The 25,716-nt window shown below is 70.7% G+C and carries 30 protein-coding genes and 1 pseudogene; 13 read left to right on the top strand and 18 right to left on the bottom strand.

Translation table 11 applies throughout. The annotated features are described in order from the left end of the window. Positions 1-135: 135 nt before the first annotated feature. Positions 136-726: a MarR family winged helix-turn-helix transcriptional regulator gene (locus tag ACZ6CL_RS12190; protein WP_468934590.1), complete on the bottom strand. Its 591-nt coding sequence runs from the start codon at positions 724-726 to the stop codon at positions 136-138. Between the two features lie 65 nt (positions 727-791). Between ACZ6CL_RS12190 and ACZ6CL_RS12185 the strand changes: the two genes are divergently transcribed. Next, positions 792-1,511 carry an SDR family NAD(P)-dependent oxidoreductase gene (locus ACZ6CL_RS12185; protein WP_468934588.1) on the top strand — a complete coding sequence of 240 codons (720 nt, stop codon included), beginning with the start codon at positions 792-794 and terminating at the stop codon, positions 1,509-1,511. On the opposite strand, the gene ACZ6CL_RS12180 is transcribed toward ACZ6CL_RS12185, so the two are convergent. Then, positions 1,512-1,841 (bottom strand): hypothetical protein, encoded by a 330-nt coding sequence (locus ACZ6CL_RS12180; protein ID WP_468934587.1) that lies wholly within the window; start codon positions 1,839-1,841, stop codon positions 1,512-1,514. 555 nt (positions 1,842-2,396) lie between these two features. On the opposite strand from ACZ6CL_RS12180, the gene ACZ6CL_RS12175 reads away from it, so the two are divergent. The 3 genes from ACZ6CL_RS12175 to ACZ6CL_RS12165 are packed head-to-tail and all read left to right on the top strand — an operon-like array spanning position 2,397 to position 4,034. Then, positions 2,397-3,218 carry a SigB/SigF/SigG family RNA polymerase sigma factor gene (locus ACZ6CL_RS12175; protein WP_468934585.1) on the top strand — a complete coding sequence of 274 codons (822 nt, stop codon included), beginning with the start codon at positions 2,397-2,399 and terminating at the stop codon, positions 3,216-3,218. A gap of 50 nt (positions 3,219-3,268) precedes the next feature. Beyond that, positions 3,269-3,502 (top strand): DUF5133 domain-containing protein, encoded by a 234-nt coding sequence (locus ACZ6CL_RS12170; RefSeq protein ID WP_468934582.1) that lies wholly within the window; start codon positions 3,269-3,271, stop codon positions 3,500-3,502. A 55-nt stretch (positions 3,503-3,557) separates the two neighbouring features. Beyond that, positions 3,558-4,034, top strand: coding sequence for a GNAT family N-acetyltransferase (locus ACZ6CL_RS12165; protein WP_468934579.1), 477 nt, complete (start codon positions 3,558-3,560; stop codon positions 4,032-4,034). On the opposite strand, the gene ACZ6CL_RS12160 is transcribed toward ACZ6CL_RS12165, so the two are convergent. Next, positions 4,031-4,882 (bottom strand): class I SAM-dependent methyltransferase, encoded by an 852-nt coding sequence (locus ACZ6CL_RS12160; protein ID WP_468934576.1) that lies wholly within the window; start codon positions 4,880-4,882, stop codon positions 4,031-4,033. The two genes, ACZ6CL_RS12165 and ACZ6CL_RS12160, sit on opposite strands and share 4 nt — an antisense overlap. Positions 4,883-4,889: 7 nt before the next feature. Beyond that, complete coding sequence (locus tag ACZ6CL_RS12155) at positions 4,890-5,540, bottom strand: peroxiredoxin-like family protein (RefSeq protein ID WP_468934574.1); 651 nt, start codon at positions 5,538-5,540, stop codon at positions 4,890-4,892. A gap of 71 nt (positions 5,541-5,611) precedes the next feature. On the opposite strand from ACZ6CL_RS12155, the gene ACZ6CL_RS12150 reads away from it, so the two are divergent. Then, the gene (locus ACZ6CL_RS12150; protein ID WP_468934571.1) at positions 5,612-6,286 is read left to right on the top strand and encodes a TetR/AcrR family transcriptional regulator; all 675 of its coding nucleotides are present in this window, start codon (positions 5,612-5,614) and stop codon (positions 6,284-6,286) included. Here ACZ6CL_RS12150 and ACZ6CL_RS12145 read toward each other — a convergent pair. Beyond that, positions 6,273-6,893 carry a TetR/AcrR family transcriptional regulator gene (locus ACZ6CL_RS12145; protein ID WP_468934568.1) on the bottom strand — a complete coding sequence of 207 codons (621 nt, stop codon included), beginning with the start codon at positions 6,891-6,893 and terminating at the stop codon, positions 6,273-6,275. The two genes, ACZ6CL_RS12150 and ACZ6CL_RS12145, sit on opposite strands and share 14 nt — an antisense overlap. Before the next feature lie 240 nt (positions 6,894-7,133). Here ACZ6CL_RS12145 and ACZ6CL_RS12140 point away from each other — a divergent pair, with 240 nt between their 5' ends. Both ACZ6CL_RS12140 and ACZ6CL_RS12135 read left to right on the top strand, forming a co-directional pair. Beyond that, positions 7,134-7,802, top strand: coding sequence for a hypothetical protein (locus tag ACZ6CL_RS12140; RefSeq protein WP_468934566.1), 669 nt, complete (start codon positions 7,134-7,136; stop codon positions 7,800-7,802). Between the two features lie 310 nt (positions 7,803-8,112). Beyond that, positions 8,113-8,670, top strand: a pseudogene (locus ACZ6CL_RS12135) (aminoacyl--tRNA ligase-related protein); the annotation flags it as partial. A gap of 109 nt (positions 8,671-8,779) precedes the next feature. Here ACZ6CL_RS12135 and ACZ6CL_RS12130 read toward each other — a convergent pair. Next, positions 8,780-9,223 (bottom strand): hypothetical protein, encoded by a 444-nt coding sequence (locus ACZ6CL_RS12130; RefSeq protein WP_468934564.1) that lies wholly within the window; start codon positions 9,221-9,223, stop codon positions 8,780-8,782. Between the two features lie 36 nt (positions 9,224-9,259). Next, entirely contained in the window at positions 9,260-10,009 is a 750-nt protein-coding gene (locus ACZ6CL_RS12125; protein WP_468934562.1) for an SDR family oxidoreductase, read from the bottom strand. A gap of 157 nt (positions 10,010-10,166) precedes the next feature. On the opposite strand from ACZ6CL_RS12125, the gene ACZ6CL_RS12120 reads away from it, so the two are divergent. Then, positions 10,167-11,078, top strand: a complete 912-nt coding sequence (locus ACZ6CL_RS12120) for a helix-turn-helix transcriptional regulator (RefSeq protein ID WP_468934559.1) — start codon at positions 10,167-10,169, stop codon at positions 11,076-11,078. Further along, the gene (locus ACZ6CL_RS12115) at positions 11,075-11,914 is read left to right on the top strand and encodes an oxidoreductase (RefSeq protein ID WP_468934558.1); all 840 of its coding nucleotides are present in this window, start codon (positions 11,075-11,077) and stop codon (positions 11,912-11,914) included. The genes ACZ6CL_RS12120 and ACZ6CL_RS12115 overlap by 4 nt, the downstream gene beginning before the upstream one ends. Positions 11,915-11,936: 22 nt before the next feature. On the opposite strand, the gene ACZ6CL_RS12110 is transcribed toward ACZ6CL_RS12115, so the two are convergent. From ACZ6CL_RS12110 to ACZ6CL_RS12070, 9 genes are all read right to left on the bottom strand, one after another. Beyond that, positions 11,937-12,353, bottom strand: a complete 417-nt coding sequence (locus ACZ6CL_RS12110; RefSeq protein ID WP_468934555.1) for a DUF7919 family protein — start codon at positions 12,351-12,353, stop codon at positions 11,937-11,939. A 33-nt stretch (positions 12,354-12,386) separates the two neighbouring features. Next, positions 12,387-17,117: a putative T7SS-secreted protein gene (locus ACZ6CL_RS12105; RefSeq protein WP_468934552.1), complete on the bottom strand. Its 4,731-nt coding sequence runs from the start codon at positions 17,115-17,117 to the stop codon at positions 12,387-12,389. Then, positions 17,117-17,782 carry a hypothetical protein gene (locus ACZ6CL_RS12100; RefSeq protein ID WP_468934549.1) on the bottom strand — a complete coding sequence of 222 codons (666 nt, stop codon included), beginning with the start codon at positions 17,780-17,782 and terminating at the stop codon, positions 17,117-17,119. The genes ACZ6CL_RS12105 and ACZ6CL_RS12100 overlap by 1 nt, the downstream gene beginning before the upstream one ends. After that, positions 17,779-18,210 (bottom strand): hypothetical protein, encoded by a 432-nt coding sequence (locus ACZ6CL_RS12095; RefSeq protein WP_468934546.1) that lies wholly within the window; start codon positions 18,208-18,210, stop codon positions 17,779-17,781. The genes ACZ6CL_RS12100 and ACZ6CL_RS12095 overlap by 4 nt, the downstream gene beginning before the upstream one ends. A 98-nt stretch (positions 18,211-18,308) precedes the next feature. Then, positions 18,309-18,815 (bottom strand): DinB family protein, encoded by a 507-nt coding sequence (locus ACZ6CL_RS12090; RefSeq protein ID WP_468934544.1) that lies wholly within the window; start codon positions 18,813-18,815, stop codon positions 18,309-18,311. Positions 18,816-19,336: 521 nt separating this feature from the next. Then, entirely contained in the window at positions 19,337-20,311 is a 975-nt protein-coding gene (locus tag ACZ6CL_RS12085) for a methyltransferase domain-containing protein (RefSeq protein ID WP_468934541.1), read from the bottom strand. A gap of 141 nt (positions 20,312-20,452) precedes the next feature. Further along, positions 20,453-20,647: a hypothetical protein gene (locus tag ACZ6CL_RS12080; RefSeq protein WP_468934538.1), complete on the bottom strand. Its 195-nt coding sequence runs from the start codon at positions 20,645-20,647 to the stop codon at positions 20,453-20,455. Then, positions 20,644-21,006 (bottom strand): hypothetical protein, encoded by a 363-nt coding sequence (locus ACZ6CL_RS12075; RefSeq protein WP_468934536.1) that lies wholly within the window; start codon positions 21,004-21,006, stop codon positions 20,644-20,646. The genes ACZ6CL_RS12080 and ACZ6CL_RS12075 overlap by 4 nt, the downstream gene beginning before the upstream one ends. Positions 21,007-21,165: 159 nt before the next feature. Beyond that, positions 21,166-22,371 carry a helix-turn-helix domain-containing protein gene (locus ACZ6CL_RS12070; protein ID WP_468934533.1) on the bottom strand — a complete coding sequence of 402 codons (1,206 nt, stop codon included), beginning with the start codon at positions 22,369-22,371 and terminating at the stop codon, positions 21,166-21,168. Between the two features lie 256 nt (positions 22,372-22,627). Here ACZ6CL_RS12070 and ACZ6CL_RS12065 point away from each other — a divergent pair, with 256 nt between their 5' ends. The 4 genes from ACZ6CL_RS12065 to ACZ6CL_RS12050 all read left to right on the top strand — a co-directional run bounded on the left by ACZ6CL_RS12065 (position 22,628) and on the right by ACZ6CL_RS12050 (position 24,891). After that, the gene (locus ACZ6CL_RS12065; RefSeq protein WP_468934531.1) at positions 22,628-23,299 is read left to right on the top strand and encodes an HAD family hydrolase; all 672 of its coding nucleotides are present in this window, start codon (positions 22,628-22,630) and stop codon (positions 23,297-23,299) included. A 99-nt stretch (positions 23,300-23,398) separates the two neighbouring features. After that, complete coding sequence (trxA, locus tag ACZ6CL_RS12060; protein ID WP_468934530.1) at positions 23,399-23,791, top strand: thioredoxin; 393 nt, start codon at positions 23,399-23,401, stop codon at positions 23,789-23,791. Then, positions 23,784-24,389, top strand: a complete 606-nt coding sequence (locus ACZ6CL_RS12055; RefSeq protein WP_468934525.1) for a histidine phosphatase family protein — start codon at positions 23,784-23,786, stop codon at positions 24,387-24,389. The genes trxA and ACZ6CL_RS12055 overlap by 8 nt, the downstream gene beginning before the upstream one ends. A 76-nt stretch (positions 24,390-24,465) precedes the next feature. After that, on the top strand, positions 24,466-24,891 hold the full coding sequence (locus ACZ6CL_RS12050; RefSeq protein ID WP_468934519.1) for an OsmC family protein: 426 nt from the start codon (positions 24,466-24,468) through the stop codon (positions 24,889-24,891). Here ACZ6CL_RS12050 and ACZ6CL_RS12045 read toward each other — a convergent pair. Next, a complete protein-coding gene (locus ACZ6CL_RS12045) occupies positions 24,866-25,474 on the bottom strand; it encodes a hypothetical protein (protein WP_468934517.1) in 609 nt (202 codons plus the stop codon). The two genes, ACZ6CL_RS12050 and ACZ6CL_RS12045, sit on opposite strands and share 26 nt — an antisense overlap. Before the next feature lie 31 nt (positions 25,475-25,505). Next, positions 25,506-25,715: a Trm112 family protein gene (locus ACZ6CL_RS12040; protein WP_468934515.1), complete on the bottom strand. Its 210-nt coding sequence runs from the start codon at positions 25,713-25,715 to the stop codon at positions 25,506-25,508. Between the last annotated feature and the right edge of the window lies 1 nt (position 25,716).

Raw genomic sequence — 25,716 nt, 5'->3', positions numbered from 1 at the left:
CCCCCACGTGCTGGTCTTCGATCGAAGCAGCCATGACAGCAGGGCCTCCTGATCGGCTCGGGACCGTTGAAGTCCACGAGCGTCAGGAGGCCCTGTGCCGCGGGAGCGGTGACGTCCGATGGCGGCGCCGCGGCGTCATTCCTCGCCGACGTGGGTGATCCGGCTGTCGCCGAGGCGGTGCTGCACGTCCTGGAGGAGGCGGCGCAGCAGCGAGGTGAGGTGGGTCTGCTCGTCAGGGGTCAGGCCGTCGAGCAACTCGGTCTCACGGCCGAGCACTTGGTCGACGGTCGCCTCGACCAGGTCGTGGCCCGCCGGGGTCAGAGTGACCTCGACCGCGCGGAGGCGGCCCGGGACGGCCTGGCGGGTGACCAGCCCTTCGCGTTCGGCGCGGGCGGTGCGTTGCGAGATGGCGCCTGCCGTGACCAGGGAACGGCGGCTCAGCTCGCGGGTGCTGAGCGTGTACGGAGGTCCGCTGCGGCGCAGGACGCTGAGCAGGTCAAGGGTGGCGGCGTCCACCCCGGCCTGGTTGAGGACCCGGCGCCGGTCGTCGCCGAAGAGCTTGGCCAGCTGCCAGACCGGCGTGACGATCCGGATCGAGGAGACGGGGGTCCCGGGGCGCTCTCGCTCCCAGTCGTCGGCGATGTCCCGCGCGAGGTCGTGCCCGGTGTCGTCCGTCGGCTGCCTGTCGTGTCCGTCGTCGCCCGCCACCCTGCGTTCGTTTGCCACGGCACCTCTCCCTCGCTTACGTTTAGGTCTAAATTTAGGTCTGAATACGTGAGGGGAGCCAGTTTATGCCACGCAACGTTCTGATCACCGGGGGCGGTACGGGCATCGGCCGCGCGATCGCCCGGCACTTCGCGGAGCAGGGGGAGCGGGTCATCGTCACCGGTCGCCGCCCGGGCCCGCTCAAGGAGTTGGCGGACGAGGCGGGCGTCCGCGCCCTGGTCTGCGATCACACCCAACCCGAAGCCCTCACCGAGCTGCTGGCCGAGCTGCCCGACCGGCTCGACGTGCTCGTCAACAACGCCGGTGGCAACACCGACTTCGACGCCGATGGAAAGTCGGACCTCGCCTCCTACGCCCGGGACTTCCGCGCCAACCTCGACGCGAACCTCGTCACCGCCGCGCTGACGACACGGTGCGTGGACGACCGGCTCGCCTCCGGCGGCGCGGTCGTGCACATCGGGTCGATCGCCGCCGACCAGGGAGCCGGTGCCTACGGCGCGTCCAAGGCCGGACTCGCCACCTGGAACCTCGACCTGGCCGCCCGGCTCGGCCCGCGCGGCCTCACCGCCAACGTCGTTTCCCCCGGTTACATCGCCGACACCGAGTTCTTCCGCGACCAGTTGACGAACGAACGCCGCGAGGGGCTGATCGCCTCCACCGCCACGGGCCGCCCGGGCTCCCCCGAGGACATCGCGGGAGCGGTCGCCTTCCTCACCTCCCCAGCGGCCCGCCACATCACGGGCCAGGTGCTGAACGTGAACGGAGGCGCCCACACGACCCGCTGATCAGACTCCCACCGGCCGGTCTCTCGCCGGGGCGCCGCAGCGGTGGCGGAGGATGTCGCAGGAGTGCTGGGCCTCCTCCGTCAGGCGGGTGGCTTCCGCCAGGAGGATGCTGTACGGGCGGGAGGGGTCGTTCAGGGCGAGGGAGGAGTTCTGGGCGTGGTCGACCAGCCGCGCGCGCTTGTCCTGGACCACCGTGGCGGCCGCGCACAGCTCCTCGGCCTGGCAGGGCAGCCGGGTCTCGTCGATCTCGCCGAAGGGGCGGGTGAACTGGGCGAACGCTTCCAGGAGATCGGCGTAGTCGCGCAGGAAGCTGTCGCACGCGTCGCCCACGTCGTTCCGGGGCCACCGGTGGAGGGTGCGGGTGAGGGAGGCGAGCTGGTGGGTGACGCGTTCGAGCGCGTCGATGACGTCCCGGTAGCCGCTGATAGACGGTCACCTGCATGATCAGCACAGCCGAGAACGGCGCGAAGGCGGGGGTCTGCGCCGCCACCACGTCATGACCGACGTACCACGAGGCACCCGCCGCCAGGGTGCTCTTGCCGATCAGCTCCAGGGCCTGCAGATGGCGTCCGCCCGGGAGTCGGGCCCGGTCCCGCCACCGCCCCAGCCGCTGCCCCGCCCGTGCCCACCTGCCATGCGGCACGGTGACCTCCTCTCGGCGCTGTGGTCGCGGCCCCGGGTTCCCTCTTTCGCGGTCGTCGCACCGAACGAGGGAGAACGGTTTGACGTCAGCGAGCTGGGCTAGAAGAGTCAGTGACTGAGGTGCTTCGGAAAGCAGGCACACCTGGCGGGAGCCACGCGTACGCGCTGTGGGCCCCAGATGTGCCGTGTTGGCTTCCCGCTCTGCTGAACAGCGACGAGCAGGGAGCAGGACAGATGACACCGATGAGCACCACATCCGCGCACACCCGTCATCGTCACGACGACGCCCCCGACACCGCGGCCGACTTCGAACGGCTGGCCGCGGCCCCCGAGGGCCCTGAGCGTGACCTCCTGGCCGAGGAGTTGGTCGCGGCCTGGCTGCCGATGGCCCACCGCCTCGCCGGTCGCTACCGCAACCGCGGGGAGAACCTGGATGACCTGAAGCAGGTCGCGGCGATGGGCCTGGTCAAGGCCGTCGACCGCTACGACCCGCGGCGCGGAGGCCCCTTCGAGCCGTACGCGATCCCCACGATCGTGGGCGAGCTGCGGCGGTACTTCCGCGACTGCAGCTGGGACCTGCACGTTCCGCGGCGGGTGCAGGAGCTGCGGAACAAGGTCCGCGCCACCCTCCAGGAGCTGGCCGCCACGGCGGGCGCCGACCGTTCCCCGACGGTGGCGCAGATCGCCGAGGCCGCTGGTCTGGACGAGGAGGACGTGCTGACCGGCATGGAAGCCATGGACAGCTTCCGTTCCCTGTCCCTGGACGTCGAGCTGGCCGGTTCGGACGACGGCTACTCGCTGGCCGACACCCTCGGCCGCCCCGAGGCACGCTACGAGACGGTCATCGCCCGCGAAGCGGTCAAGCCCTGCCTGCGGCGGCTGCCGGAGCGTGAGCAGCACATCCTCTACCTGCGGTTCTTCCGCGACATGACCCAAGCCGACATCGGTGAGGAGCTGGGCATCTCCCAGATGCACGTCTCCCGCCTCATCTCGCGCAGCTGCCGCACCATCCGCGAAGAGGTCGAAGCCGAGCCGCAGCCCCGGCCCCTCCCGGCGGCCGCCTGACACCCCGCGCCCGTACCGCTACCGTTACGCAGAACGAAGAGGAGCCCGCCGTGCTCATGGCCCACCCCGCGGTTCTCGCCGACCTCGTCCAGCAGTACGAGACCCTCCACGCCCTGCACGCCGAGAGCGGCGGCCCGGAGGCCCAACAGCGGCTCGACGACGTCGTCTACACGCTGTGCACCGCCACCGGTACCCACGACATCGACGCCGCCCTGATCGCAGCCCGCCACCAGCTCCCCGGCGCCCGAGCGGAAGACGACTCCGTCCTTGCCCCCGAAGCCTGAGAACCCGCCTGTGGGCCCGGACCCCGATCGGGCCCACAGCGCCCTCATCCGCCCGGTGACCCGCGCCGACCTGCGGGCCGTGGCCGACATCTACGCCCACTACGTCCAGCAGACCGTGATCACCTTCGACAGCACTCCTCCCACGGTTGCCGACTGGGAGCAGCGGCTGGAGGCCTTCACCGATCGCGGCCTGCCCTTCCTGGCCGCCGAAGTGTCCGGGGCCGTGGCCGGGTACGCGTACGCCAGCCCCTGGAGGCCGAAGCCCGCGTACCAGTACACGGTGGAGGACACGATCTACCTGGCCCCCGACGCCACCGGCCGGGGACTGGGCAGCGCCCTGCTGGAGTCCCTCATCACCGAAACCACCCGGGCCGGGAAGCAGCGGATGATCGCGGTCATCGCCGACACCGGGAGCGACGTCTCGGCCGCGCTGCACCGGCGTTTCGGCTTCACCGACGCCGGGCGGCTGACCGCCGTCGGCCACAAGCACGGCCGGTGGATCGACACCCTGCTTCTGCAGCGGTCCCTTTAACGGTGGGCCAGGAGCCCGTACAGGAGCGGGATACGGGGTTCCGGGAGCTGCCACCATCCGGTGGGGGTGGGTGTCATGTGGGGCCAGCGGGGCCAGGGGAGTTCGGGGCTTTCGCGGAGGCGGCGGATGCTCAGGCCCGCTCCGGTCAGGGCGTTGATGACGTCGCCCAGGCCGTGCGGCCACTCGTAGCTGTCGGTGGCGCCCTCGACGGCCGGGCCGTCGGTGTAGGTGTGCGTCGCGTCGCGGTGTACGGGGCCGCCGCCCCCCACGTAGTCGTGGCGGAGCAGGAGTTCGGGGCCCTCTCCGGGGGCGGGCTTCGGGCCCAGGGCGCCCAGGAGGGGGTGGAACTCCACGACGTACAGGCGGCCGCCGGGGCGCAGTAGTCCGGCGATGACACCGGCCCAGCGGTCCAGGTCGGGGAGGTAGCACAGGGCGCCCTTGCCGGTGTAGACGACGTCGAAGCGCCGTCCGCCGAGGGCTTCCACGGCGTCGTACACATTCGCCCGCACATAGCTCACGTCGAGGCCCGCACGTGCCGCGATGCCGGTCGCCGCCGTCACGGACGCCGCGGAGAAGTCGAGTCCGACGGTCCGTGCCCCGCGCTGGGCGAAGGCGATCGTCTCCGTGCCGAGGTGGCACTGCAGGTGCAGCACGTCGCGACCGGCCAGCTCGCCGAGGTCGTCCCACTCCCAGGGGGCGAACCAGCGGGACGGGTCGGGCTCCTCGTCGACCCCGTCGACCCCGTCGACCCCGTCGAGCCCGTAGAACCGGCTGGCGAGGTGGACGGGGGTCCGGGCGTCCCAGTTCGCCTGGTTGGCCCGCATCATCCGCTCGTACGCGTCGGTCATGGGCTCACTATCGCAGGGTCCGCGCCCCGGTGACGCCGCCCTCGTGCGCTCCGCCCTCGTGAAACTGGCCTGCGTCGAACCTCAGTAGCTCGTCCACCGACCACTGGTCGTACGCGTGTCCGCCGTACTTCGCGGCCAGGACGGTCCCGTCGGGGGCGATGAGGAAGTCCGCGGGCAGGCCGAGGCGGCCGTGTGGCTGACGCCGGGACGGCAGGCCTTCGCGCCCGCGCACCAGCATCGCCGTACTGCGCAGAAGGGCCCGCAGTACGGGGAGCCACGCCCGGGGGTCCAGCAGTGCGCGGGGTGCCGACTCGACGCCGAACTCGGCGTACAGGCGCTTGCCGGGATCGGCGATCAGGGCGAACGGGAGCGTGCCCGCGTACGGCCGCAGTTCGTCGGCGGGGGAGTGGAAGACGGCGACCTCGCGGATGCCCGCCGCCTCGATCTCCGCGTGCCGGACGGCCATCGAACGCAGATGCAGATTGCAGACGGGGCAGCCCGAGAACCGGCGGAACTGCAGATGGGTGAGGCGTCCGTCGGTCGCGGGGACGGTGAGCGCGGGTCCGGTGACGGGGCTCAGCTCGCGGGCGGTGACCTGGTCGCCGGGGCGCAGGACCGTGCGGTGCCGGGGCGTGCGGTGCTGGGATGTGCGGTGCATGGAGTTCCCCCTTCGTAGGCGTAGGCCGTACACCTACGAGCGTAAGCGTATGCCGTACGCTGTCAACCCTCATGCCACGACCCCGTTCCCTCACCCCCGGGCAGATCTCCGCGGCCGCGCTGACCGTCATCGACCGCGACGGGCTCGCCGGGCTGTCGATGCGTACGGTCGCCATGGAACTCGGCCTGAGCACGATGGCCCTCTATCGGTACGTGGACGACCGCGATGAGCTGGAGCGGCTCGTCGTCGAGCTGGTGCTCGGCGCCGTCGACACCGAGCCGCCGCCACCGGACGAGCCATGGCGGGAGCGCGTCGAGGTCATGGCGCGGCGGCTGCGCGACACCGTGGGTGTCCATCCGGAGGTCGTCCCGCTGACGCTCACCCACCGGCACCGTTCCCCCAGTGGGCTGCGCTGGTCGGAGGCGGTGCTCGCCATCCTCACCGAGGCGGGTTTCACGGGTGAGCGACGGGTCATCGCGCTGCGGAGCCTGCTCAGTTACGTCATCGGGGCGATCCAGCTGGAACACCTCGGGCCCCTGTCGGGCGAGGGTACGGTCGCCTTCACCGCCCTGCCGCCGGACGAGTTCCCGTACATGACCGAAACCGCGCGGGACGCACGGAACGTCAGCGCCGAGCGGGAGTTCATCGGTGGGCTCACCGTGCTGCTGCGCGGACTGCGTCCGGGGCCCGGGTCCGGGGGCGGGCCCGGGGGCGCGGGCGCGGGGGCGGGGGCTACGCGAGGGTGAGGTAGCGGGTGAACATCGCGACGAGTTCGTTCTCCAGCCGGGTGGTGTCGACGGGATCGGGCGACGCGATGAGCTGGTGGATGAGCAACTCGACCGCGGCCACGATGAGCCGAGCGGCGACGTCGGTGTCCTCGACCCGGGCCTCGGGATGGCGCTCCAGCAACTCCCGGGTGTAGTCGATACGTTCCCGGTGGTGCCGAGCGATTCTTTCGAGCAACTCGGGTGAGCAAGGCGCCTGTTCGGCCATGACGCGGAGCAGCCGCGGGTCGTCGAGGTGATTCTCGATCACGGTGCGCACGAATCCGCGGATGATCTCTTCGAGGGATTCGGGCTCCTCTCCGTCCTCGTGGGGCCGGGTGGCGGCCTCCCCGGTGTCGAGGTGACGGGACGCCAGCTCGACCAGGATCGCGTCCTTGTTCGGGTAGTACTGATACAGCGAGCCGATCGAGAGCCGGGCCTGCTCGGCGATGCGGTTGGTGGTCCCGGCGGCGTAGCCGTACTCGGCGAAAACATGAGCAGCGGCGGCGAGTATGCGCTGCCGGGTCAGCTCCGCTCGGGCCTGGCGTGGCTGTTTACGTGGCTGAAGTCCACGGCGGCCTGACGTCATGACACCTCCTGGGCCGCCAGGTGAGGGGGCTGGCCGTGCCGCTGAGGAACTCGGCTCGTAGAGCGCGAGGGCGTGGCGTTCGCTCTAGTGGGGGGCGTCCCGCCGAGGGGGTGTCGGTAGGACCACCCCATCTCCGGTGTTCAGACCCACCGACGACGAGCGCCTCGATCGACAGGATTGACGTCGTCAGCAGACGAACGGATGAGGAATCCGCTACAGGGACACCCCCGGGGGCCACCTATGAACGAGACCTTCGCCAGACGTATGACCGGCATCGCGGGCATCTCCACCGCTGCCGCCCTCATTGTCGAAGTGCCCCTGTACTTCATCTACTCGGGTCCGCCGCCGGACTCGAACGTCCTGGCCAGACTGCTGATCGGGATTGTCGCGCTCGCGTTCCTGATCGTGTTCGTGACGGCCTTTCGTGAACTGGTCAAACGCGTCAGCCCCGCATATGAGTGGGTGGGCTCGATGGCCTTTGCCACGGGACTGGTCTACGTGACGGTCACCCTGGTCTCCAGCGGCCTGGAAGCCGGTGCGGTCATCGCCACCGACCACCGGATCGATCCGACCATCGCCGTCAGCGGCACCTACATCCTCTACGGGTCGATCTCCCGCCTCATGCTGGCGTTCTTCCTGACCTCGGTGGGCTACGCCATCTCCCGCACGAACCTGCTCCCGCGATGGATCAGCAGGTCGGCGTACGTCCTGGCGGGGGTCAACCTGGCTTTCGTGCCGTCCCTGTTCTTCGGCAACACCCCCGCGAACTTCTACGCGGCGAACGGCTGGGGCACCACCGCCCTGATGGGGGCGATCTTCAGCTACTGGCTGCTGGCCGTGGGAATCTCCACCTACCGCAGCGCCACACGCCTCACCGCGGCGGGGTCTCCGGTGCCCCGTTCGGCGTAGGTGCTCGGCCTCGTTCTGATCATCTCGAAAGCGCTCTCGTCGGGGTGGCAGGTTTGGGCAGTAGTCGACCTGGTGCGTGCGGCATCGCGGGCGGGCAGGCTGGGGGCTTGCGGGGTCCATGGGGTGGAAAAGGGCGAGCGGTCAGGGTGCGGGGTTGGTAGCTTCGGTGGCATGAAGCGCGCTGATGTGACGACGACGCCGGACAGAGTCCCGGCGCGCTGATCGATGTCTTGATCCGAAGCCCCGGGGCGAGTGCCCCGGGGCTTCTGCTTGTGGTGGCGCTCGTCTCGGCAGACGTGAGGGGAACGCTGTGCATGACCACCGCAAGTTGGGCCGGGAGCTGGGGTTGTTCGGGACCGATCCGTTGATCGGGGCCGGGTTGCCGTATTGGTTGCCGGATGGGGCGGCTGTTCGGGAGGCGTTGGAGGAGTACATCCGGGGGGAGGAGCGGCGGGCGGGGTATCGGCATGTGTATTCGCCGGTGCTCGGGAAGCGGGAGTTGTACGAGGTGTCGGGGCACTGGGCGCATTACCGCGACGACATGTTTCCGCCGATGGATGTGGGTGGTGAGGAGGTCGTGCTGCGGCCGAGTCTGTGTCCGCATCATGCGGTGATCTATCGGGCTGGCGCGCATAGTTATCGCGAGCTGCCGCTGAGGATGGCGGAGTTGGGCGGGATGTACCGGGCCGAGTTGTCGGGGGTGCTCAGTGGGTTGTCTCGGGTGCGGTCGATTCAGCTCAATGACGCCCACATCTTCTGTGCTCCGGAGCAGGTCGCGGGGGAGGTGGAGGGCGCATTGGGGATGATTCGGCGGGCGTATGAGGCGATGGGGATCAGGGCGGTGCGGTATCGGCTTTCGTTGCCGGGGGGCACGGCGCTGCGCGGTGACCGCACCGCCCCCGGTGGGCGCGTGGCTCGGGGTGCCGTGGGCGTGACCTCGACGGCTGCTTCGTGGTGAAGAGGGTTCGCGCGGCGCGCTACTCCTCGCCGCCGGGGAGCAGGTGCCGGGCGGGTGAGCCGGGGCGGAGGGGCAGGCGGTGAATGCCGTCCGGGGTGGCGATCAAGGCGTCGGGGACATCGGATTCGAGGAAGCGGATGGAGCCGATGGAGCCGACGGTTGTGGTGCGGGCGGTCAGCCAGGTGAGGAGGGTTCGGAGGTCGTCGAACTCGTCCGGGTGCACCTCCTGGCGTACGGTCAGCGCCCAGCCGCGCGGGCCGGGCAGCAGTTCGCCGACCAGGGTTCCGCCGATGCGGTGGGCCGGGCCCCTGGCGGAGAGGAGGGGGTACTCCGCCAGGGGGTCGGACGTCTCCGGCTCCTGGACCTCGGCCTCGCCCAGGTGGCGTCGGATCAGGGCGAGGTCAGAGGCGGGCAGGGTGCCGGGGAGATCCAGGGACAGCTGTAGTTCGAAGAGGTCGCTCACCCCGGAAGGTTATGTCCGGTGGTGGGCGGCTGGCTGTCAGCCCTGTTGGACCGGGACCACCACCAGTTCCGCGATGTTCACATGCGGCGGGGCCGCCACCGCGAAGGCGATCGCTTCCGCTATGTCCTTGGAGGCGAGGGGGGTGAGGGTGGTGCGCATGCGGGTGAGGGTCTGGCGCATGTCCCTGTCGTGCATGTCCTCGCCCAGTTCGGTGAGGGTGACGCCTGGCTCCACGTTCTTCACGCGCACGTCGCGCGGGCCGAGCTCCGCGCGCAGGTTGCGGGTCAGGTGGGCCACGGCGGCCTTGGTGGCCGCGTAGACGGACCAGTCGGGGTAGAGGAGGTGTCCGGCTACGGAGCCTACGTGGACCAGGTCCGCGGGGTGGCCCTCGGCGGCGGTGGCGATGAGGTCGTCGGTGAAGGTGCGGGCGGTGTGGAGCAGGGCGCGCAGGTTGGTGTCGAGCATGCGGTCCCATTCCTCGGTGGCCGCCGTTTCGAAGGGGGCGCCGAGCATCACGCCCGCGTTGGCCACGACGAGGTCGACGCGGCCGAGGGCGGAGCGGATGGTGTCGGCGGCGGTGGCGAGGGCCTCGGGGGCGGTCAGGTCCACGGCCAGGGGGAGGACGGTACCGGTGGCCGTGGGGCGCAGCTCGTCGGCCAGGGCCTTCAGCCGCTCCTCGCGGCGGCCCAGGACGGCGACGTGTGCCCCGTCGGCCACCAGGCGGCGGGCGGTGGCGGCGCCGATTCCGCTGGTGGCGCCCGTGATCACCGCGGTTCGGTTGGACAAGGGGAGACGGGGGTGGCTTCGCGTTGTCATGGGGCCAGCGTTGCTGGGGGCTGGAGGCCGCTCCAGGCCGCGATCCACCTGGGTGGCGTCATCGTAGGAGTATTGCGGCCACCTTCCGGGGCTCCGTCCGCCACCACCCGGGCGTAGCGTCGAAGACATGGACAGCGTGGACAGCGAGAACCTGCTCGGGCAGTTCCTGCGGGCCCGCCGTGCGCTGCTGCGGCCCGAGGACGTCGGCCTGCCGCCCGGTGTGCGGCGCCGGGTGGCCGGGCTGCGGCGGGAAGAGGTGGCGATGCTCGCCGGGGTGAGCACCGACTACTACGTACGGCTGGAGCAGGGCCGGGAGCGGCATCCGTCGGCACAGGTGGTCGACGCGCTGGCCCGGGTACTGGGGCTGGAGGAGGACGCGGTGGCCCATCTGCATGATCTGGCGCGTCCCGTACCCGCCCGGCGCCGGAAGGGTGTGCGCGGGGAGCGGGTCAGCCCGGTGCTGGCGCGGATGATGGAGGGCTGGCACGGGACCCCGGCCGTGGTGCTGGGGCGCTGTCTGACCGTGCTCGCGCACAACGCCCTGGGGCGGGCCCTGTTCGAGGGGCACACCTACAGCGGGGATCTGCTGCGGCTGGTGTTCCTCGATCCGGACGCGAGGGAGTTCTACCCGGAGTGGGATCGGGTGGCCGTCAGTACGGTGGCCGGGCTGCGGGCGGCCGTCGGGACCGACTACGACGACCCCCAGCTGATCGAGGCGGTCGGCGAACTGTCCTTGCGCAGCGAGGAGTTCCGGCGGCTGTGGGCCCGCCACGACATCCGCCAGAAGGCACACGAGACGAAGCGTTTCCACCATCCCGTGGTCGGCGAGCTGACGCTGGACTACGAGTCGCTGACGGTGAACGGCGCCCCCGGCCAGCAGCTGGTCGTCTACCAGGCCGCCCCGGGCAGTCCCTCCGAACACGCGCTGTCGCTCCTCGGGAGTTTCACCGCCGAGCAGCACGAGCAGCACGAGCAGCACGAGCAGCACGAGCGGCGTGAACAGCACGAACAGCACAGGCAGAAAGGCTTTTCCGCATGAGTACCCACCACTCCGTCTGGTTCATCACCGGCTGCTCCACCGGCCTCGGCCGCGCCCTCGCCTCCGCCGTCCTCGACGGCGGCGGGCGCGCCGTGGTCACCGCCCGCGATCCGTCGACGGTGGCCGATCTCGTCGCCGGGCGCGAGGACCGCGCCCTGGCCCTCGCGCTCGACGTCACCGACCGGGGCAGGGTCACGGAGGCCGTCAAGGAGGCGGAGGCCGCGTTCGGGCGCGTCGATGTGCTGGTCAACAACGCCGGGTACGGCTATCTCGCCGCCGTCGAGGAGGGCGAGGACCACGAGGTCCGTGCCCTATTCGACACCAACGTCTTCGGGCTGGCCGACGTCACCCGGGCCGTTCTGCCGGGCATGCGCGCCCGCCGCTCCGGCCACATCGTGAACGTGTCCTCGGTCGGCGGGCTGGCCGCCTTCGGCGCCACCGGCTACTACCACGCCACCAAGTTCGCGGTGGAGGGCCTGTCCGAGTCGCTGGCGGCCGAGGTCGGGCCGCTGGGCATCAAGGTGACGATCGTCGAGCCGGCTGCTTTCCGCACCAACTGGTCCGGGCCCTCGATGCGCCAGTCCGCGACCGTTCTCGACGACTACGCCGAGACCGCCGGAGCCCGGCGCGCGAGCACCCTCGCCACGTACGGCCATCAGCCCGGCGATCCGGACCGCGCCGCCGAGGCGATCATCGGCGCGGTCCGGGCCGAGGAGCCGCCGCTGCGGCTGCTGCTCGGCAAATCGGCGTACGACATCGCCACCGCCCGGCTGGACACCCTCCGGGCCGGGTTCGAGACCTGGCGGGATGTCACCCTCGGGGCCGACTACGCGTGAACGAGTACGCCTGAAGAACCTTCTATTCCCGAGGGGCGCTCCGGCGGGATGTCACCGCTTCGATGAACTCCGCCGGGGGCAGGTAGGAGTGCGCGGTGACGTAGTGGTGGACCAGGTTCGGGGCGATCAGCCACCGGCCGCTCTGGTTCACGACCCGCACCTCGGCATTGCCGAGGACGACCTCCTGGGCGCCGACCGTGATGCTCACCGGGTATCCGGGGTCCTGCTGGTGCGGAAGCTGGCAGGGGAACAGGCCGCGCATGGCGTTACGGGAATCGTCCCGGCACAGCAGTGCCAGCGACTGGACGAATTCCGCCGGTGCCTCGCCGCGCGGGAATGCGGAATCCTTCTCCAGCCAGCCGATGTTGACCGCCTCGACCCCGTACGGGACCGTCCCGGGGCTGTATGCGTACGGGGAGCCGTCCTCGTACCGTGTCACAGCACCATTTCCTCTCTGAATTCGTGAACGTGCTCAATCCATGAGGGATCGGCAAGCGGCCCAGTGTACGCGGCCCATGTTGGGCTGGAGCAGATGGGAAAGGGGTGTCGCTTTGTCCACGGTGACGGGCGTTCCCTCGATATTCAGACCCTTGGGCGGGAAAAGGGTGTAATCCGGCAGATGTTCGCCGGGCCCGTAGACCCGTACCGGGGTGGGATTTCCGGTCTCGATCTTATTGCCCAGGGCGTCCGAGATGGTTTCTCCGTGCCTGCTGTACAGGGCGACGTGGGTTCCCTCGGGCACAGTGGTCAGCACGCCGTTCTTGGCGGAGATGCCGCCGTGGCCGCTGAGCACCACCTCGTTGTCGGGGCGGCCGAACGGGCCGGGGCTGGGGCCGAAGCTGCCCTGTGGGGACTGTTCGTGGGGGAACTTGGGGTTCAGGCCCAGCGGGTCGATCGCCGCGTGCGGGTTGGTGACGTACGCGGTGGGGTTGGGGGCGGCCTCCAGGCCGAGCGGGTCCGGCGTGGCGTAGCGGGCCGTCTCCGGGTCGTAGTACCGGTGGTGGTTGTAGTGGAGGCCGGTCTCGGGGTCGTAGTACTGGCCGGGGAAGCGCAGCGGGGTGTACGCGGTGCTGTGCCGGGACCAGGTGGTGGTGCCCCAGAGGGTGGCGCGGGTGCGCCAGGCGATCTCGCCGGATTCGTCGACGAGTTCGCTGGGGGTGCCCACCAGGTCGGTGACGATGCCGAAGAAGCGCTGGTCGATCTCGGCCTGGGTGGTGGCGTCGGTGATGCGCTCGGTCTGGGCCACCGGGCGCAGGCCCTCGTGGTCCCAGGTGAGTGTCACCGGGTCGGGCAGCCCGGGGGCGGTGGTGGTCTGCTCGACGAGGGTGTTGCCGTCCCAGGTGAAGTCCACCCGCTCGACGGCGGTGACGCCGTCGTCGCCGAGGCGCAGCTTGGCGAGGCGGCGGCCGAGGGGGTCGTAGAGGTAGCGCCAGACGGTGCCGTCGGGGGTGGTGACGGAGGTCAGCCGGTCCTCGGCGTCCCAGGTGTAGCGCCAGGTGTCGGGCTTCTTGGACAGCCGGTTCTTCTGGCGGAGGGTGACCCGGCCCGCCGCGTCGTGCTCGTAGCGGACCCGGCCCGCGCGGGCGATCCGGGTGCCCCGGTATTCGCGCGGGCCCGTCGCGTCGGCGCCGGGGAGCCGGTCGGGCCACGAGGCGTGGGTCTGGTTGCCCGCCTCGTCGTACGCGTAGGTCTCGGTCCAGTTCTTGGCGTGGACGGCGGTGACGCGCCCGGCGGCGTCCAGGTCGAAGTCGCGGGAGCCGCCGAGCCGGTCGTCGAGGGCGACCAGGTGGCCGTCGGCGCGGTAGGTGTAGGCGCGGTGCTGGAGGGGCCGGGCGGAGGGGCCGGTGACGGTCTGCTCGGCCAGTCGGCCCGCCGGGTCCCAGACCTGGGCGATGGTGAGGCCGTCGCCGCCCTCCGCCGACCCGACCCGGCGGCCGGTTTCCCGGCCGAGGGCGTCGCGGTCGAAGGCGAGGGTGTGGCCGCAGGTGGTCAGCGCGGTGCGGTGGCCCGCCGCGTCGTAACGGAACGTGGACGTGGCGCCGGAGGGGGTGGTCCGCCCGGTGCGCCGCCCGAGCACGTCGTACGTGTGGGTGAGGGTGCGGCCGCCGACCAGCTCGGAGGTGAGGCGGCCCGCGCTGTCCCGCCGGAACACGGCCTCGCCGTCCGGGCCGAAGGCCGTGGCCAGTCGGCCGACCGGGTCGTAGGAGTAGGTGGTGACCCGGCCGGCGGCGTCCTTGCGGACGATCCGGCCGGTGGCGTCGCGTTCGAAGGAGACCGTCTCGCCGAGCGGGTTGGTACGGGAGACCAGCTTGCCGGTGGCGTCGTACGCGTACGTGAGGGTCCGGCCGTCGAAGTCCGACTCGGAGAGCGGTCGGCCCGCCGGGTCGTAGGTGTAACTCCAGGTGAGGCCCTGCGGGTTGGTGACCTGGGTGAGGCGCAGTTCCTTGTCGTGGGTGAACGCGTAGCGGGCGCCGTCCGGGCCGGTCTGGGCGACCAGCTGGTCGAACTGGGCGTACTCGAAGGAGGTCACCCCGCCGTTCGCGTCCACATGGGTCGTGCAGTTGCCCTCGCCGTCGTAGGTCCAGCGCTGTTCGGCGCCGTCCGGGGCGGTGTGCCGGGCCAGCTTCCCCTCGATCGTCCACTCCAGGCGGGTGGTCGCGCCGAGCGGGTCGACCACGGCGGTGGGCCGCCCGAAGGCGTCCCGGTGGTACACGGTGACGGCGCCCAGCGGATCGGTGATCTCGGCGGGCAGCCCGGCCGCGTCACAGCGCACCCGGGTGGTGGCGCCGAGCGGGTTGGTGATCGCGGAGAGATGGCCGCGCTCGTCGTAGGTGTGGTGGGTGGTGTGCCCGGTGGGGTCGGTGAGGGCGGTGGGGTTGCCGCGTTCGTCGTACGCGTGGCGCCAGACCGCACCGTCCGCCTCGGCGATCTCCAGCGGAAGGCCGAGGTCGTTGTAGGTGGAGGTCGACACGAACCCGGCGGCGTCGGTGACCCGGGTGCAACGGCCTTCCGCGTCGTACGCGAACCGGACGGTGCGGCCGAGCGGATCGGTACGGGACAACACCCTGCCGAAACGATCCTGCTCGGTGCGGACCGTATGGCCCGAGCCATCCGTCACGGCCACGATCTGGCACCGCTCGTTCACCACGTAGCGGCTGGTGTTCCCCTCCGCGGAGGTGACCGTGGTGACCCGGTGGCCGGTGTGGGGGTCGGGGGCGCCGTAGTGGAGGCGGGCCGCGATGTGGCCCTCGGTGCCGCCCTCGGCGATCACCCGGTCGCGGTTGTCGTAGACGTAGTCGTAGGCGTGGCCGTTGGTGTCGGTCCACGCGATGATCCGGCGCTCGTCGTCGTAGGCGAACCGCATGGGGCGGCCGGAGGAGTTGACGACCTCGGTGAGATCGCCATCGGTGTAGCCGTACCGCACCAGCTCCTGGTCCGAGCCGTCCGGGGCGGCGCCCGCCAGGTGGAGGGCGGTGATCCGGCCGTCCCGCGTGCTCAGCTTCAGGTGGTAGCCGCCGTCGTGGACGAGGGCGGACGGGGCGCCGTCCGCGCCGTACTCGAACGTCAGCCGGTGTCCGTTGCGGTCGCTGATCTCCGCGATCGGCGCGTCGCCGTCGCCGCCGTCCGCCGGGCCGGTGAAGTACCGGATGTGGCCGGTGCCCGGGTCGGTCACCGTGAAGTCGCCCTCGGCGTTGCGCTCCAGCGGCCAGCGCGGGCCCGCCTTCGGCAGGGTCGGGACGCCGGGCGCCGGGTGCGGGTAGTCCAGCAGCAGCCCGTCCTGCTGGACGAAGACGACGCCCGTGGCGCTGATCTCCAGCCTCTGATCGGCGGTGCACGCCCACGACGGGCCGAACCAGCGGCCCGCCCGGTAGCCGGACATCCCCTGCCGGGTGAACGTCAGCGGCAGCAGACCCGGCAGGAACACATCCGTCTGCGGCAGGTACATCCGGCCGGTGGCCAGGTCCACCGGGTCGGTGGGCCCGGGGGTCTTGGCGCCGTTCGGGATGGAGTGCGGCGCGTGGCCGTCCTTCGCCAGGTGCGCGAGCCCGGACTCCACCTTGCTCGCGGTGGTGGCGGTCTTGGCGGCGGTCGCGGCGCCCTTGGCCGCGCCCAGCCCCTTGGTGCCGATCAGCTCGGGGAGGAGCCGCCCGATGCCCTCCGCCGGGTCCTTGGTGAAGGAGTCGTACATCCCCTTCAGCGCCCCGCCCGGGTTGTTGGCCATCTGGACCAGACCGGCCGCGGTGTTGTTGAGGTTGGTGACGTACTCGGCGGGGTGGGTGAGGTTGTACGGGTCGATCGGGTTCACCTGGCGGGCGAAGTTCACGACGCCCGCCGTGCCCTTGATGACGCCGCCCGCCAGGTGCGAGGCGTCCAGCTTCAGCCCCTCGAAGCCGTCCGAGACCTGCTCGCCGTACGACGGCTTCGCGGGCGCCTCGTCACGGGCCTTCTCCACCGCCTTCTTGGCCGCGTCGTGTGCTTCGTTGCGCTGACGCCGGGCCTCTTTGAGGATGTCCTCCGCCGCCTTGATGCCCTCGGCGCCCGGGTCGTGGAACGCGCCGGGCTTGTCCGGCAGCGTGCTCGGATCGCGGTCCTCGGCGGGCAGGAGGTTGTACTTGAAGGCGGCCGCGTTGTACGCGTCGACCTTGCCGTTGTGCGCGGAGCGGGCGTCGTCGGACGCATTCTTCGCCGCCTTGTACTTGTCGATGGCCAGCTGCGCCTGCGCTTGCGCCCACTCGACGGTTCCGGCGAAGTGGCTCAGCGCGCCGCCCGCCTTCTCGCAGGCGTCGGCGGCCTTGTACCACTTCTTCGGCTCGACCGAGACCCTGCTGTAGAAGGCGTTGGCGAACACGCCCTTCATGAGCTGGTCGGGGTCGACGCCCTTGAGGCCGCGGCCGACGTTGTTGAACGCCTTCGCGAAGTCGGCCAGGTGCTCGGCCGTGGACCGCAGCTTGCTGGGGCTGCCGTGGACCAGCTTCTTGGGGTCGTCGGTCTGGTCGAGCTGCCACTCGTCGACGTCGGCGCCGAGCGCGTTGGCGGCGGAGGCGCTCTTGTCACGGACCCAGTCCGCGCCGCCCTCCCAGCCCGCGTCGTCCAGCCGGTCCGCGGTCCAGCTGCCCGCGCTCTCGATGCCGTCGCCCACGTCCTCGACGCGGTCCTCGACGAAGTCCTCGACCGGGTCCGGTATGAAGTCGCCGAGGCCCATCAGTGCTCGCCTCCGGGGGTGGGCTGCTGCTGTTGTGCTTGAGCTTGTGCGCGTTCCTCGGGGGAGGGGCCGAACGTGTCGTCCAGGGACTGGTCGAACTGCCGGTCGTCGACGCCGGCGACGTCGTTCGCCAGTCCGGTCTGGAAGCCGCCGTACCCCTCGGTCACCAGACTGCGGCCGGTGTCCTTCCAGGTCTGGCCCATCTCGGCGCCCGCCTGCTTCCAGGACTCGGCGCTGTAGTCGGGCGCGTCGGGCCGCAGGACGTCGCCCCAGCTCTGCTGGGCGATCTCCTCCTCGGTGGCATGCGGATTGCCGGTGGGGGAGAGGGCGTTGACGGCCACCTTGAACGTGCCGCCCCAGTACTGGTCCTCCTCCCAGGACGCGCCCGCCGCGATCCCCAGCCGGTTGGCGATCTCGTTGGCGTCCTGGATCAGGGCCCGTACGCCCCACTCCCAGCGGTCGCAGAACCCCTCGAAGGCGTCGGCCAGGCCGCCGCCACCGGCCTCCATCTTCGACAGCGTCATGTCGGTGAAGCCGCTGCCCTGGAGGGCGCCGGTGGAGCTGCCCACGTCCTTCAGCTCGCCGATGGCGCCGCGGAGGCCCTTGGTGATGAGGCTGACGGACTCCTGGGTGACCTTGAAGTCGGCGTTGCCGTTGCCGCTCATCGCTTGGCCGCGGTTTCGGTTGCGGTGTTGGTCTTGGCCTCGGTCTCGCTCTCGGGGAGGTCTACCGCTACCTCGTCCGGGACGATCCCCTGCACCGGCGGGAACATCATCGAGCCGTCCTCGTCCGCCACGTCCAGTGCGACCCCCGCCGGGCCGTCCATCGCGGGGACCATCACATCCAGTAGCCGGGCCCCCAGTACGGTCGCGAACTCCCACTCCTCGCGGGCCGCGCCGCGGGCCTCGGCGAAGCGGGCCAGGGCGAATTCGTCCGTAAAGGCGTAGATCCAGTGGATTCCGCCGTACGTCGCCGTCATGAAGTCGTCATCGACCAGCGGTACCAGTACCGCGGTGCGGCGGAACTCGCCCACCATCGCGGCGGGATCGCCCGATCCGCCCCGTACTGCCGCTATATGCTCCACCAGCTCCACTGTGGACCCCCGTGCTCTGTTTCCGATCGCGGTTACGTTAACCCAGGTGGCGGGCCGCCGGAATGGAGGAGGGGCTATCTCACAGGTGGTGTGTTTGGTTACGGGCCTACCGTGCCGTCGACTCCCTCGCGCAGGAAGTCGGCGTGGCCGTTGTGGCGGGCGTACTCCAGCAGTACGTGGGTCATGACCAGCCGCAGCGTCATGTCCTTGCCCCAGCGCTCGCTGTGTACGACGACATCGAGCGACTCCGCCTCCTGCTCGATCCGGCGGGCGTGCTCCACTTCGCGCTGCCAGGCGCCGAACGCCTCTGCTCTGGTGGACGTCGTCGCGTCGTACGCCACCTGATAGTCGCGCTGGTCGGACCAGACGAGGGGGATGTCCTCGCGGTTTGCGACGATGCGGAACCAGGTGCGTTCTACTTCGGCCATGTGGCGGACGAGGCCGAGCAGCGAGAGCGTCGAGGGTGGCATCGAGTGGCGCCGCAGCTCTTCGTCGGAGAGGCCGTCGCATTTCATGGCGAGGGTGGCGCGGTGGAAGTCGAGGAAGCCCCGGAGTGTCTCGCGTTCCCCCGCGAGGAGGGGTGGGCCTGGGCGGTCGGTGGCCATGGCGGTGGGTCCTCCCGGGGCGGGGGCTCGGGGTGGTCGTGCGTCTGGGGCAACGATCAGTGTTCGGCGGGCCCGGGACAACCGATTTCGGGGCCGAGGCGGGATCTTTCCGCTGCGCCGGAGGTGCGTGAAGTATGCGACGCACACACCCGCCGCGCCTCTCCCGCCCCAGCTCGGACCGGCCGACGAGCTACGGAGGGCGAAGCGCCGTGCCGCCGAGGTCGCATCCGAGATAATCGCAACGAGATCCTGTCCCCATGGCGGACTTGGGCGTAGAGTTCGGGTGTTTCGCCGCTTGTGCGAGGAAGGGTTGCTTTGGCAGGTTTCGCGAAAGTGATGGAAACCGAGTACTCAGCTACATAAAGCCCCAGGTCAGCTCCTGTGGTCCCCGCGCATGCGAGGTTGGTCCGGGCGTGAGCACTCAGCGGCTGGCGTAGGTGTAGGTGTAGGCCATCAGCGCGACCGGCATGGGAGGCCCGTGCCACGGGGGCGACGCCAATGCCCGTGCCGATTCGGGCCGCTCAGTCCGGCAGTCGCCAGCGCACGTTCTCCGGCCCGTCCAGCCACAGTGTGTGTGCCCCGTCGGGGGCCACGGTGAGGCCGTAGCGTTCGTGGCCCGGCCGCCCGGCTTCCCGCCAATGGGTCAGCAGCGGTTCCCGCTCGGCCCACAGATCTCGGGGGCCGCCGTGGTCGAGCCGAGCGGTCCGGATGTCGGTCATGGTGATGCGCGCCCACGAGGAGGTTTCCGGTTCGAAGAGGCAACGCATCTGCTGACCGTCGTTCGTCAGGACGAAGTCGTTGACCTGTGGATGCAGTAGCGAGGCGAGGAACTGCGGTCCCGTTGCGTCCGGGCTCGCGGGGACGGTGATCTCCCGGGTCTGGCCGGTCCAGGTCAGCAGCGGCTTCACGAGCCGCTGTGTGGTGGTGCCCATGGCGTCAGGGGCGGGCCGGGCTGCCATGAAGGTCGCCAGGCCGGGGAGGAACGTGCCGTTGGCGGAGTGGTCGGCCGTGACGGACAGGCGCGCGATGCTGCAGCCGACGTTGGCCACGATGACGCCGCCGGGGCGGAGTTGCTCCAGCCAGGGCGCCGGGATCCGGGGCACTCCGCACGTCGCCAGCAGCCGATCGTACGGAGCCCGCTCCGGGTGACCGGCCATCCCGTCCCCGGCGACGAGCGTGGGCTCGTATCCAGCCTGCTGCAGGCGGGCCTTGGCGGTAGCCACCAGCTCGGGGTCGACGTCGACCGTCACGACGCGGTCGGCCCCGAGGCGATGGGAGAGCAGCGCCGCGTTGTAGCCGGTGCCCGCGCCCACCTCCAGTACGGTGTCCCCGTCGCGTACGTCCAGGGCTTCGAGCATCTGCGCCATGAGGGACGGCTGCGTGGAGGAGCTGGTGGCGGTGCCGTCCTGGTTGAACTGGGTCAGCAGGGAGACGTCCTGGTAGGCCGCCGCCAACCAGGCGGGGTCGCCCTGGCTGTATTTGTGGAGGCTGCCCATTCCCGGCGGTGCACCGGTGGCCGTCCCGGCAGTCAGCGCAGCCCATGGCGTGGTCGAGGAACAGGCTCCAGGCCGTTGGGTCGGGGTGGGTGAGCGTGTCGGGGTCGACCAGGGCCGTGACCGATGGCTGCTCGGGCGCCGTCATTTCTGCCGCCTGACGGGCTCGTCGCGGTCGAGGAAGCCGCAGTCGAACGGGTCGCGCTGCTTCGGGAACGTGGGCGCGCAGCCGGGGCAGGCGTAGACAGTGCCGCCGCCAGCGCTCGCGCCGTGCCCGATCGCGACGACGACCGGTTCCCTGGTGGGCGTCTGGCAGCGGGCGCAGACCTGGGCGCTCACCGGGCCGTCGCCTCCTCGGCGGGCTCGGCGAGCGCTCGGGCCAGGGCCAGGCGCAGCCGGTGCGGGTCGGTCAGGTACCGGCCGTCGCTCGCCGGGGTCCGCCAGTGTAGGCGCGGGCCTTCCGTCCAGTTCGCGGGCGGTACGCCGACGTAAGTGACCTCGGCGCCATGTGCGCCGAGGGCGTGGATGCCTTTGTGGAGACGCTCCCAGTGTTGGGCGTGGCCCGAGGGGATGAACCAGTACATGAGGCCGTAGTCCGCGATGACGGCGCCGGACGTGTCGCCGAGCAGTTCGAGGGTGCGTTCCCCTAAGTCTGCGGGGGCTCGGACGATGTCCCAGTACGGCCCGACTTTGATCATCTCAACTTCGGTGCCTGCTGGCGGTGCCCATTGGTCGGCTCGGGCTCGGGTCGTCATGGTTCGGCTCCATGCGCGGACGGTGTGCTGACCGTCACATCGTGCCGACCTTCGAGGTCGTCAGTGTTCCCAGATACGGAACAATGGCGCCCCTCGCGGCTGCTACATGCCGACCCACGCGGCCAACGAGGAGAGGGACTCAGGCGCCCGCCGCTGACGGCGCACCAGGACGCCGATGGTCTCCCGCATCAGCGGGTGATACCGGGCCTGCTGTGGAGCGGCCTTACGCGCCCGGAGCAAGAACCGCTCGGCAGGCTCCGTCTTCCCCATCTGCGCGTAGGCACGGGCCATCTCGATGTAGTACCGACCGACACGCATCCGCGGATGCGTCTCCGGGAAGTGCAACTTCTTGGACAACTTCACCGCCTCGCCCAGCTCGCCCAGCTCCACGTTCGTCGCGACATCGAAGTGCTGCACGTTGGTCAGACCAAACGACGACCAGTAGACGTCCGGCACGTCCCGGCCGATCTTCTTGGCCGTTTCACGGGCGAGTCCCATGAATCCGGCGACGGAGTCGGCGTCGCGCGCCTGAGCAGCCGCGATGGCTGACGCGAGATGCAGGCTCCCGGCCACCGCCAGGGCCTCCACAGACTTGGGCCGCTCGACCTGGTCGATGAGCCGGTGGCCGCGCGTGATGACCTGTAGCGACATCTGGTTGTTCCCTCGGCGGAGCAGCATGCTCGACCGCTTGTTCAGCCGGATGGCGAGCAGCAGCGGGTCCTGTGCCTGCTCCGCCATCCAGCCCATGCGCTCCAAAGCGATGGATGCCAGATCGTGGTAGCCGACCCGGTAGGCGAACTCGTAGGCGACCCAGTAGCACCAGCTCAGCGACGAGGCCGCGCGCCGGTAGTCCTCGCCCGGCGAGAGGAGACTGACCGTCGTGGTGAGTTCGCCGAGCAGCCCGGGCAGCTTCTGGCCGATGTCCTTGTACTCCGTGGCGGAGGCCCCATCACACAACGCACGTACGTCGCTCTCCACTTGGTCAATGGGCCTGGGGGTGATGTGGGAGTCCGGCCCAAGGTCGTACATGTCGAGAGCCTCGGACAGCGGGGAGATCAGGCGGTCGAGATGGTCCTGCTGCAACTCGGACATGTACGGCTGGCCGTTGAGCACAGCGACGTCGACCTGGAGGACGCGCGCAACGGCGGCTACGACGGACGGTGTAGCCGGAGCCAGGCCCCGCTCAACCTTGGCGATGGTGCCGCGGGAGAGGAACGAACGTTGCGCGAGGGCAGTCTGGGTGAGTTGACGCAGTTTCCGGTAGTCCGCGATCCGTGCGCCGGTGTGCTCCTCATTGCTCTGTGGCATGCTGAACTCCGTTCTGACCTAGACACTCAGAACGGTACCCCCGGCTGGCCTGGCGGGTACGGTCGATCGGCCCCCATTTCGGTGGGGGCCGTCGCGCTTCCTTGACACGACGAACACCCCCCTCGCTCGGCCCGGAGGTCAGACGAGAGGTACGCGTGTGCGGTGCTACGAGGCGGGCCGTAGCCCATCAGGGCCCGCACGATGGCGGGCTCGGTGGTATCCGGGGGCCGGTACCCAACGATCGGAAGGCGAGACAGTGTCGCTGCTGGTGCTGTGGGACATCGACCACACGCTCGTAGATACTCGTGGAGTCGGCCGGGAACTCTGGGCCGAGGCATTCGAGGAGGTCGCCGGCCAGCCCATGCGGGAGCAGGCGAGGATCGACGGGTCGACCGAGCCGGTGATTCTCCGGGAGACGCTGGAGTTGCACGGGCTGGAGGGCAGCCGTGATCTGTTCGAGCGCTTCGCCCAGGCGCTTGGAGCCGCCCACCTGCGGCGCGCGGCCGAACTGCGTGAGCGGGGGCTCGCACTCCCCGGGGTGCCGTCGTTGCTCTCCGCCTTGGCAGCACGCGACGGCATGGTGCAAACGGCGGTGACGGGCAACATCCGCGCCGCGGCTCAGGTCAAGCTGGAGGCATTCGGCCTCGCCCCGTACGTCGACCTCACCATCGGCTCCTTCGGCGAGGACGCGGACGAGCGTCCGGAGCTGGTGCGTACCGCCCTCAGGCGCGCCCAGGTAGGTGCGGAGTTCGCCGTGTTGCTCGGGGACACACCGTCCGATGTGCGGGGCGGGCTGGGTGCGGGCGTCCGCGTGGTCGGCGTCGCCACCGGGCGCACCAGCGCGGAGGATCTGCGGGCCGCTGGGGCTGCCGAAGTAGTCGAAGACCTTTCCGACACTGAGCGGATGCTGAAGCTCCTCGCAGGCTGAGCACGACGAAAGCCGCCTCGCGCACACGGCAAGGCCCGCGCTGACCTGCGGAGGGGTGAAGGGGAGGAATATCGGGGTCCCGCTCGGGGTTACGCACGCATGGGCACGAGCACTGTGGAACTCACCAAGGACAACTTCGACGAGATCGTCTCGGGCGCCGATTTCGTCCTGATCGACTTCTGGGCCTCCTGGTGCGGCCCCTGCCGGATGTTCGCACCGGTGTACGAGAAGTCCGCTGAGCGCCACTCGGATCTGATCTTCGCGAAGGTCGACACCGAGGCGCAGCCCGAGCTGGCGGCGGCGTTCGACATCCAGTCGATCCCCACGCTGATGATCGTGCGCGACAACATCGCCGTCTTCTCCCAGCCCGGCGCGCTGCCCGAGCAGGGGCTGGAGGAGGTCATCGGGCAGGCCCGGGATCTCGACATGGACGCCGTCCGGGCCTCCGTCGCCACGCCCGCGGGTGAGTCGAAGGCCGCGGACGGTGGCTGAGCTGGTGCTGATCCGGCACGGCGAGACCGAGTGGAGCCGTAGCGGGAAGCACACCAGCTGGACCGACCTGCCGCTGACGGCGCGCGGTGAGGAGCAGGCCCGGGCGCTGCGCCCGCTGCTGGCGGGCCGGAAGGTCGGGCTGACGCTGGTCAGCCCGCTCGGCCGGGCCGCGCACACCGCGCGCCTCGCCGGGTTGGAGGAGGGTGCTCGCACCGAGGCTGACCTGCGTGAATGGGACTACGGCGGGTACGAGGGAATCACCACCGCCGAGATCCACGAGACCCGCCCGGGCTGGGAGCTGTGGACGGACGGGGTCGCCCCGGGCGGCGCCGACCACCCCGGGGAGTCGCCGGAGCAGATCGGGGCGCGGGTCGACCGGGTGCTGGCCAGGATCGAGCCCGAGCTGCGCGACCAGGACGGCGGTGACGTCGTCCTGGTCGCGCACGGGCATGTGCTGCGGGTGCTCACCGCCCGCCGCCTCGGGCTGCCGCCCGCCGCGGGGGCGCTCTTCCGGCTGGAGACCGCGACCGTCAGTCGACTGGGAACCGAGCACGGGCGCCCGGCCCTCCTGGCGTGGAACGTAGGGTCGGAGGCGTAGATGCAGTAAGCAGGTCCGTACAGCAGGGCCCGTACGTTCCGATACGTCATCGAAGAGGAAGCAGGGAACAGCGAGCATGGCTACGACGCGTACCGCGCACACCGTCTGGCAGGGCAATCTGGCCGAGGGCCAGGGGACGGTCACCTTCGACTCGTCCGGGATCGGCGAGCAGCCCGTTTCCTGGCCGTCGCGTGCCGAGCAGGCGAACGGCAAGACCAGCCCCGAGGAGCTGATCGCCGCCGCCCACTCCAGCTGCTTCTCCATGGCGCTGTCGCACGGCCTGAGCCAGGCCGGTAACCCGCCCACCCAGCTCACCACCCAGGCCGAGGTCACCTTCCAGCCGGGCACCGGCATCACCGGTATCCACCTCACTGTGGAGGGCACGGTCGAGGGGCTGGACGAGGCCGGGTTCACGGCGGCCGCCGAGGACGCGAAGAAGAACTGCCCGGTGAGCCAGGCGCTCGCCGGTACGGAGATCACGCTGACGGCGAAGCTGGCCTGACGGCCTCCACCCGCTGCAGCAGTCCCCAGGTGAACTCCGCCACGTAGTGGCGGAGTTCACCGCTTTCGGAGGTGTCCGGGGCGTCGAAGGCCAGCCGGGAGCGGGTCGGCGCCGAGCCCTCCATCGGCCGCGCGGGCGGGAAGGCGCGCGCCACGTCGTCCACCGTGCAGGACCAGGGGGCGAGGTCGGCGGCCGTACGCAGCGTGGGTGCGGGTGCGCCGGGGGCGCGTACCAGCCACTCGTTCCACACCGCCCCGCCCGGCGCGGTCAGCACCTCGAACCGCAGGTCAGGCCAGAGCGGCACCGGCCAGCTCAGCGCGTCACACGTCAGATCGCCGATCCGGCGCCGCACGGTGGTCTCGGGCGGACCCAGCACCGAGCGGTAGCGGGCGACGGCGGAGCGCCGCCGTGGCGAGCGCTGCATCGCCTGCCAGCGGCGGTTGGCCTCGCGCATCACGGCACGCCCGTGGCCCAGTTCGCGCAGCGCGTCCTCGACCATGCCCGGCTGGTAGTCGGCCATGCGGCGCAGCAGCACGAGGACGAAGGGGAAGGGGGCGGGGAACGGGTCGGGCGTGGTGTCCATACGGCCATCGTGGCGTACGGCCAGGACGGGGTCAGGGCGTGAGCCGCTTCGCCAGCCGTTCGTGTTCCTCGTCCGGGACCCGCTCCCCGGACGACGGCAGCAGCTGCGGGACGCCGTCCAGGATCGGGTAGCGGCGGCGCAGCCGAGGGTTGTACAGGACGTCCTCGGGCAGTAGCAGCGTCAGCGGGCCCTTGTCGAGCGGGCAGGCCAGGAACTTCAGGATCGGGTCGTCCGGCGTCATC

This window comes from Streptomyces sp. NPDC041200, from assembly GCF_055591805.1.
Note: the sequence above shows the minus strand (reverse complement) of the source record. Positions and strands in the feature narration are given on the sequence as shown.

Bases quoted from the DNA above. Each gene is read 5' to 3' on its own strand.
- ACZ6CL_RS12185 (WP_468934588.1), top strand. From the start codon at position 792: ATGCCACGCAACGTTCTGATCACCGGGGGCGGTACGGGCATCGGCCGC.
- ACZ6CL_RS12175 (WP_468934585.1), top strand. From the start codon at position 2,397: ATGAGCACCACATCCGCGCACACCCGTCATCGTCACGACGACGCCCCC.
- ACZ6CL_RS12160 (WP_468934576.1), bottom strand. From the start codon at position 4,882: ATGACCGACGCGTACGAGCGGATGATGCGGGCCAACCAGGCGAACTGG.
- ACZ6CL_RS12155 (WP_468934574.1), bottom strand. From the start codon at position 5,540: ATGCACCGCACATCCCAGCACCGCACGCCCCGGCACCGCACGGTCCTG.
- ACZ6CL_RS12150 (WP_468934571.1), top strand. From the start codon at position 5,612: ATGCCACGACCCCGTTCCCTCACCCCCGGGCAGATCTCCGCGGCCGCG.
- ACZ6CL_RS12145 (WP_468934568.1), bottom strand. From the start codon at position 6,893: ATGACGTCAGGCCGCCGTGGACTTCAGCCACGTAAACAGCCACGCCAG.
- ACZ6CL_RS12140 (WP_468934566.1), top strand. From the start codon at position 7,134: ATGAACGAGACCTTCGCCAGACGTATGACCGGCATCGCGGGCATCTCC.
- ACZ6CL_RS12120 (WP_468934559.1), top strand. From the start codon at position 10,167: ATGGACAGCGTGGACAGCGAGAACCTGCTCGGGCAGTTCCTGCGGGCC.
- ACZ6CL_RS12115 (WP_468934558.1), top strand. From the start codon at position 11,075: ATGAGTACCCACCACTCCGTCTGGTTCATCACCGGCTGCTCCACCGGC.
- ACZ6CL_RS12105 (WP_468934552.1), bottom strand. From the start codon at position 17,117: ATGGGCCTCGGCGACTTCATACCGGACCCGGTCGAGGACTTCGTCGAG.
- ACZ6CL_RS12100 (WP_468934549.1), bottom strand. From the start codon at position 17,782: ATGAGCGGCAACGGCAACGCCGACTTCAAGGTCACCCAGGAGTCCGTC.
- ACZ6CL_RS12090 (WP_468934544.1), bottom strand. From the start codon at position 18,815: ATGGCCACCGACCGCCCAGGCCCACCCCTCCTCGCGGGGGAACGCGAG.
- ACZ6CL_RS12085 (WP_468934541.1), bottom strand. From the start codon at position 20,311: ATGGGCAGCCTCCACAAATACAGCCAGGGCGACCCCGCCTGGTTGGCG.
- ACZ6CL_RS12075 (WP_468934536.1), bottom strand. From the start codon at position 21,006: ATGATCAAAGTCGGGCCGTACTGGGACATCGTCCGAGCCCCCGCAGAC.
- ACZ6CL_RS12070 (WP_468934533.1), bottom strand. From the start codon at position 22,371: ATGCCACAGAGCAATGAGGAGCACACCGGCGCACGGATCGCGGACTAC.
- trxA (WP_468934530.1), top strand. From the start codon at position 23,399: ATGGGCACGAGCACTGTGGAACTCACCAAGGACAACTTCGACGAGATC.
- ACZ6CL_RS12050 (WP_468934519.1), top strand. From the start codon at position 24,466: ATGGCTACGACGCGTACCGCGCACACCGTCTGGCAGGGCAATCTGGCC.
- ACZ6CL_RS12045 (WP_468934517.1), bottom strand. From the start codon at position 25,474: ATGGACACCACGCCCGACCCGTTCCCCGCCCCCTTCCCCTTCGTCCTC.
- ACZ6CL_RS12040 (WP_468934515.1), bottom strand. From the start codon at position 25,715: ATGACGCCGGACGACCCGATCCTGAAGTTCCTGGCCTGCCCGCTCGAC.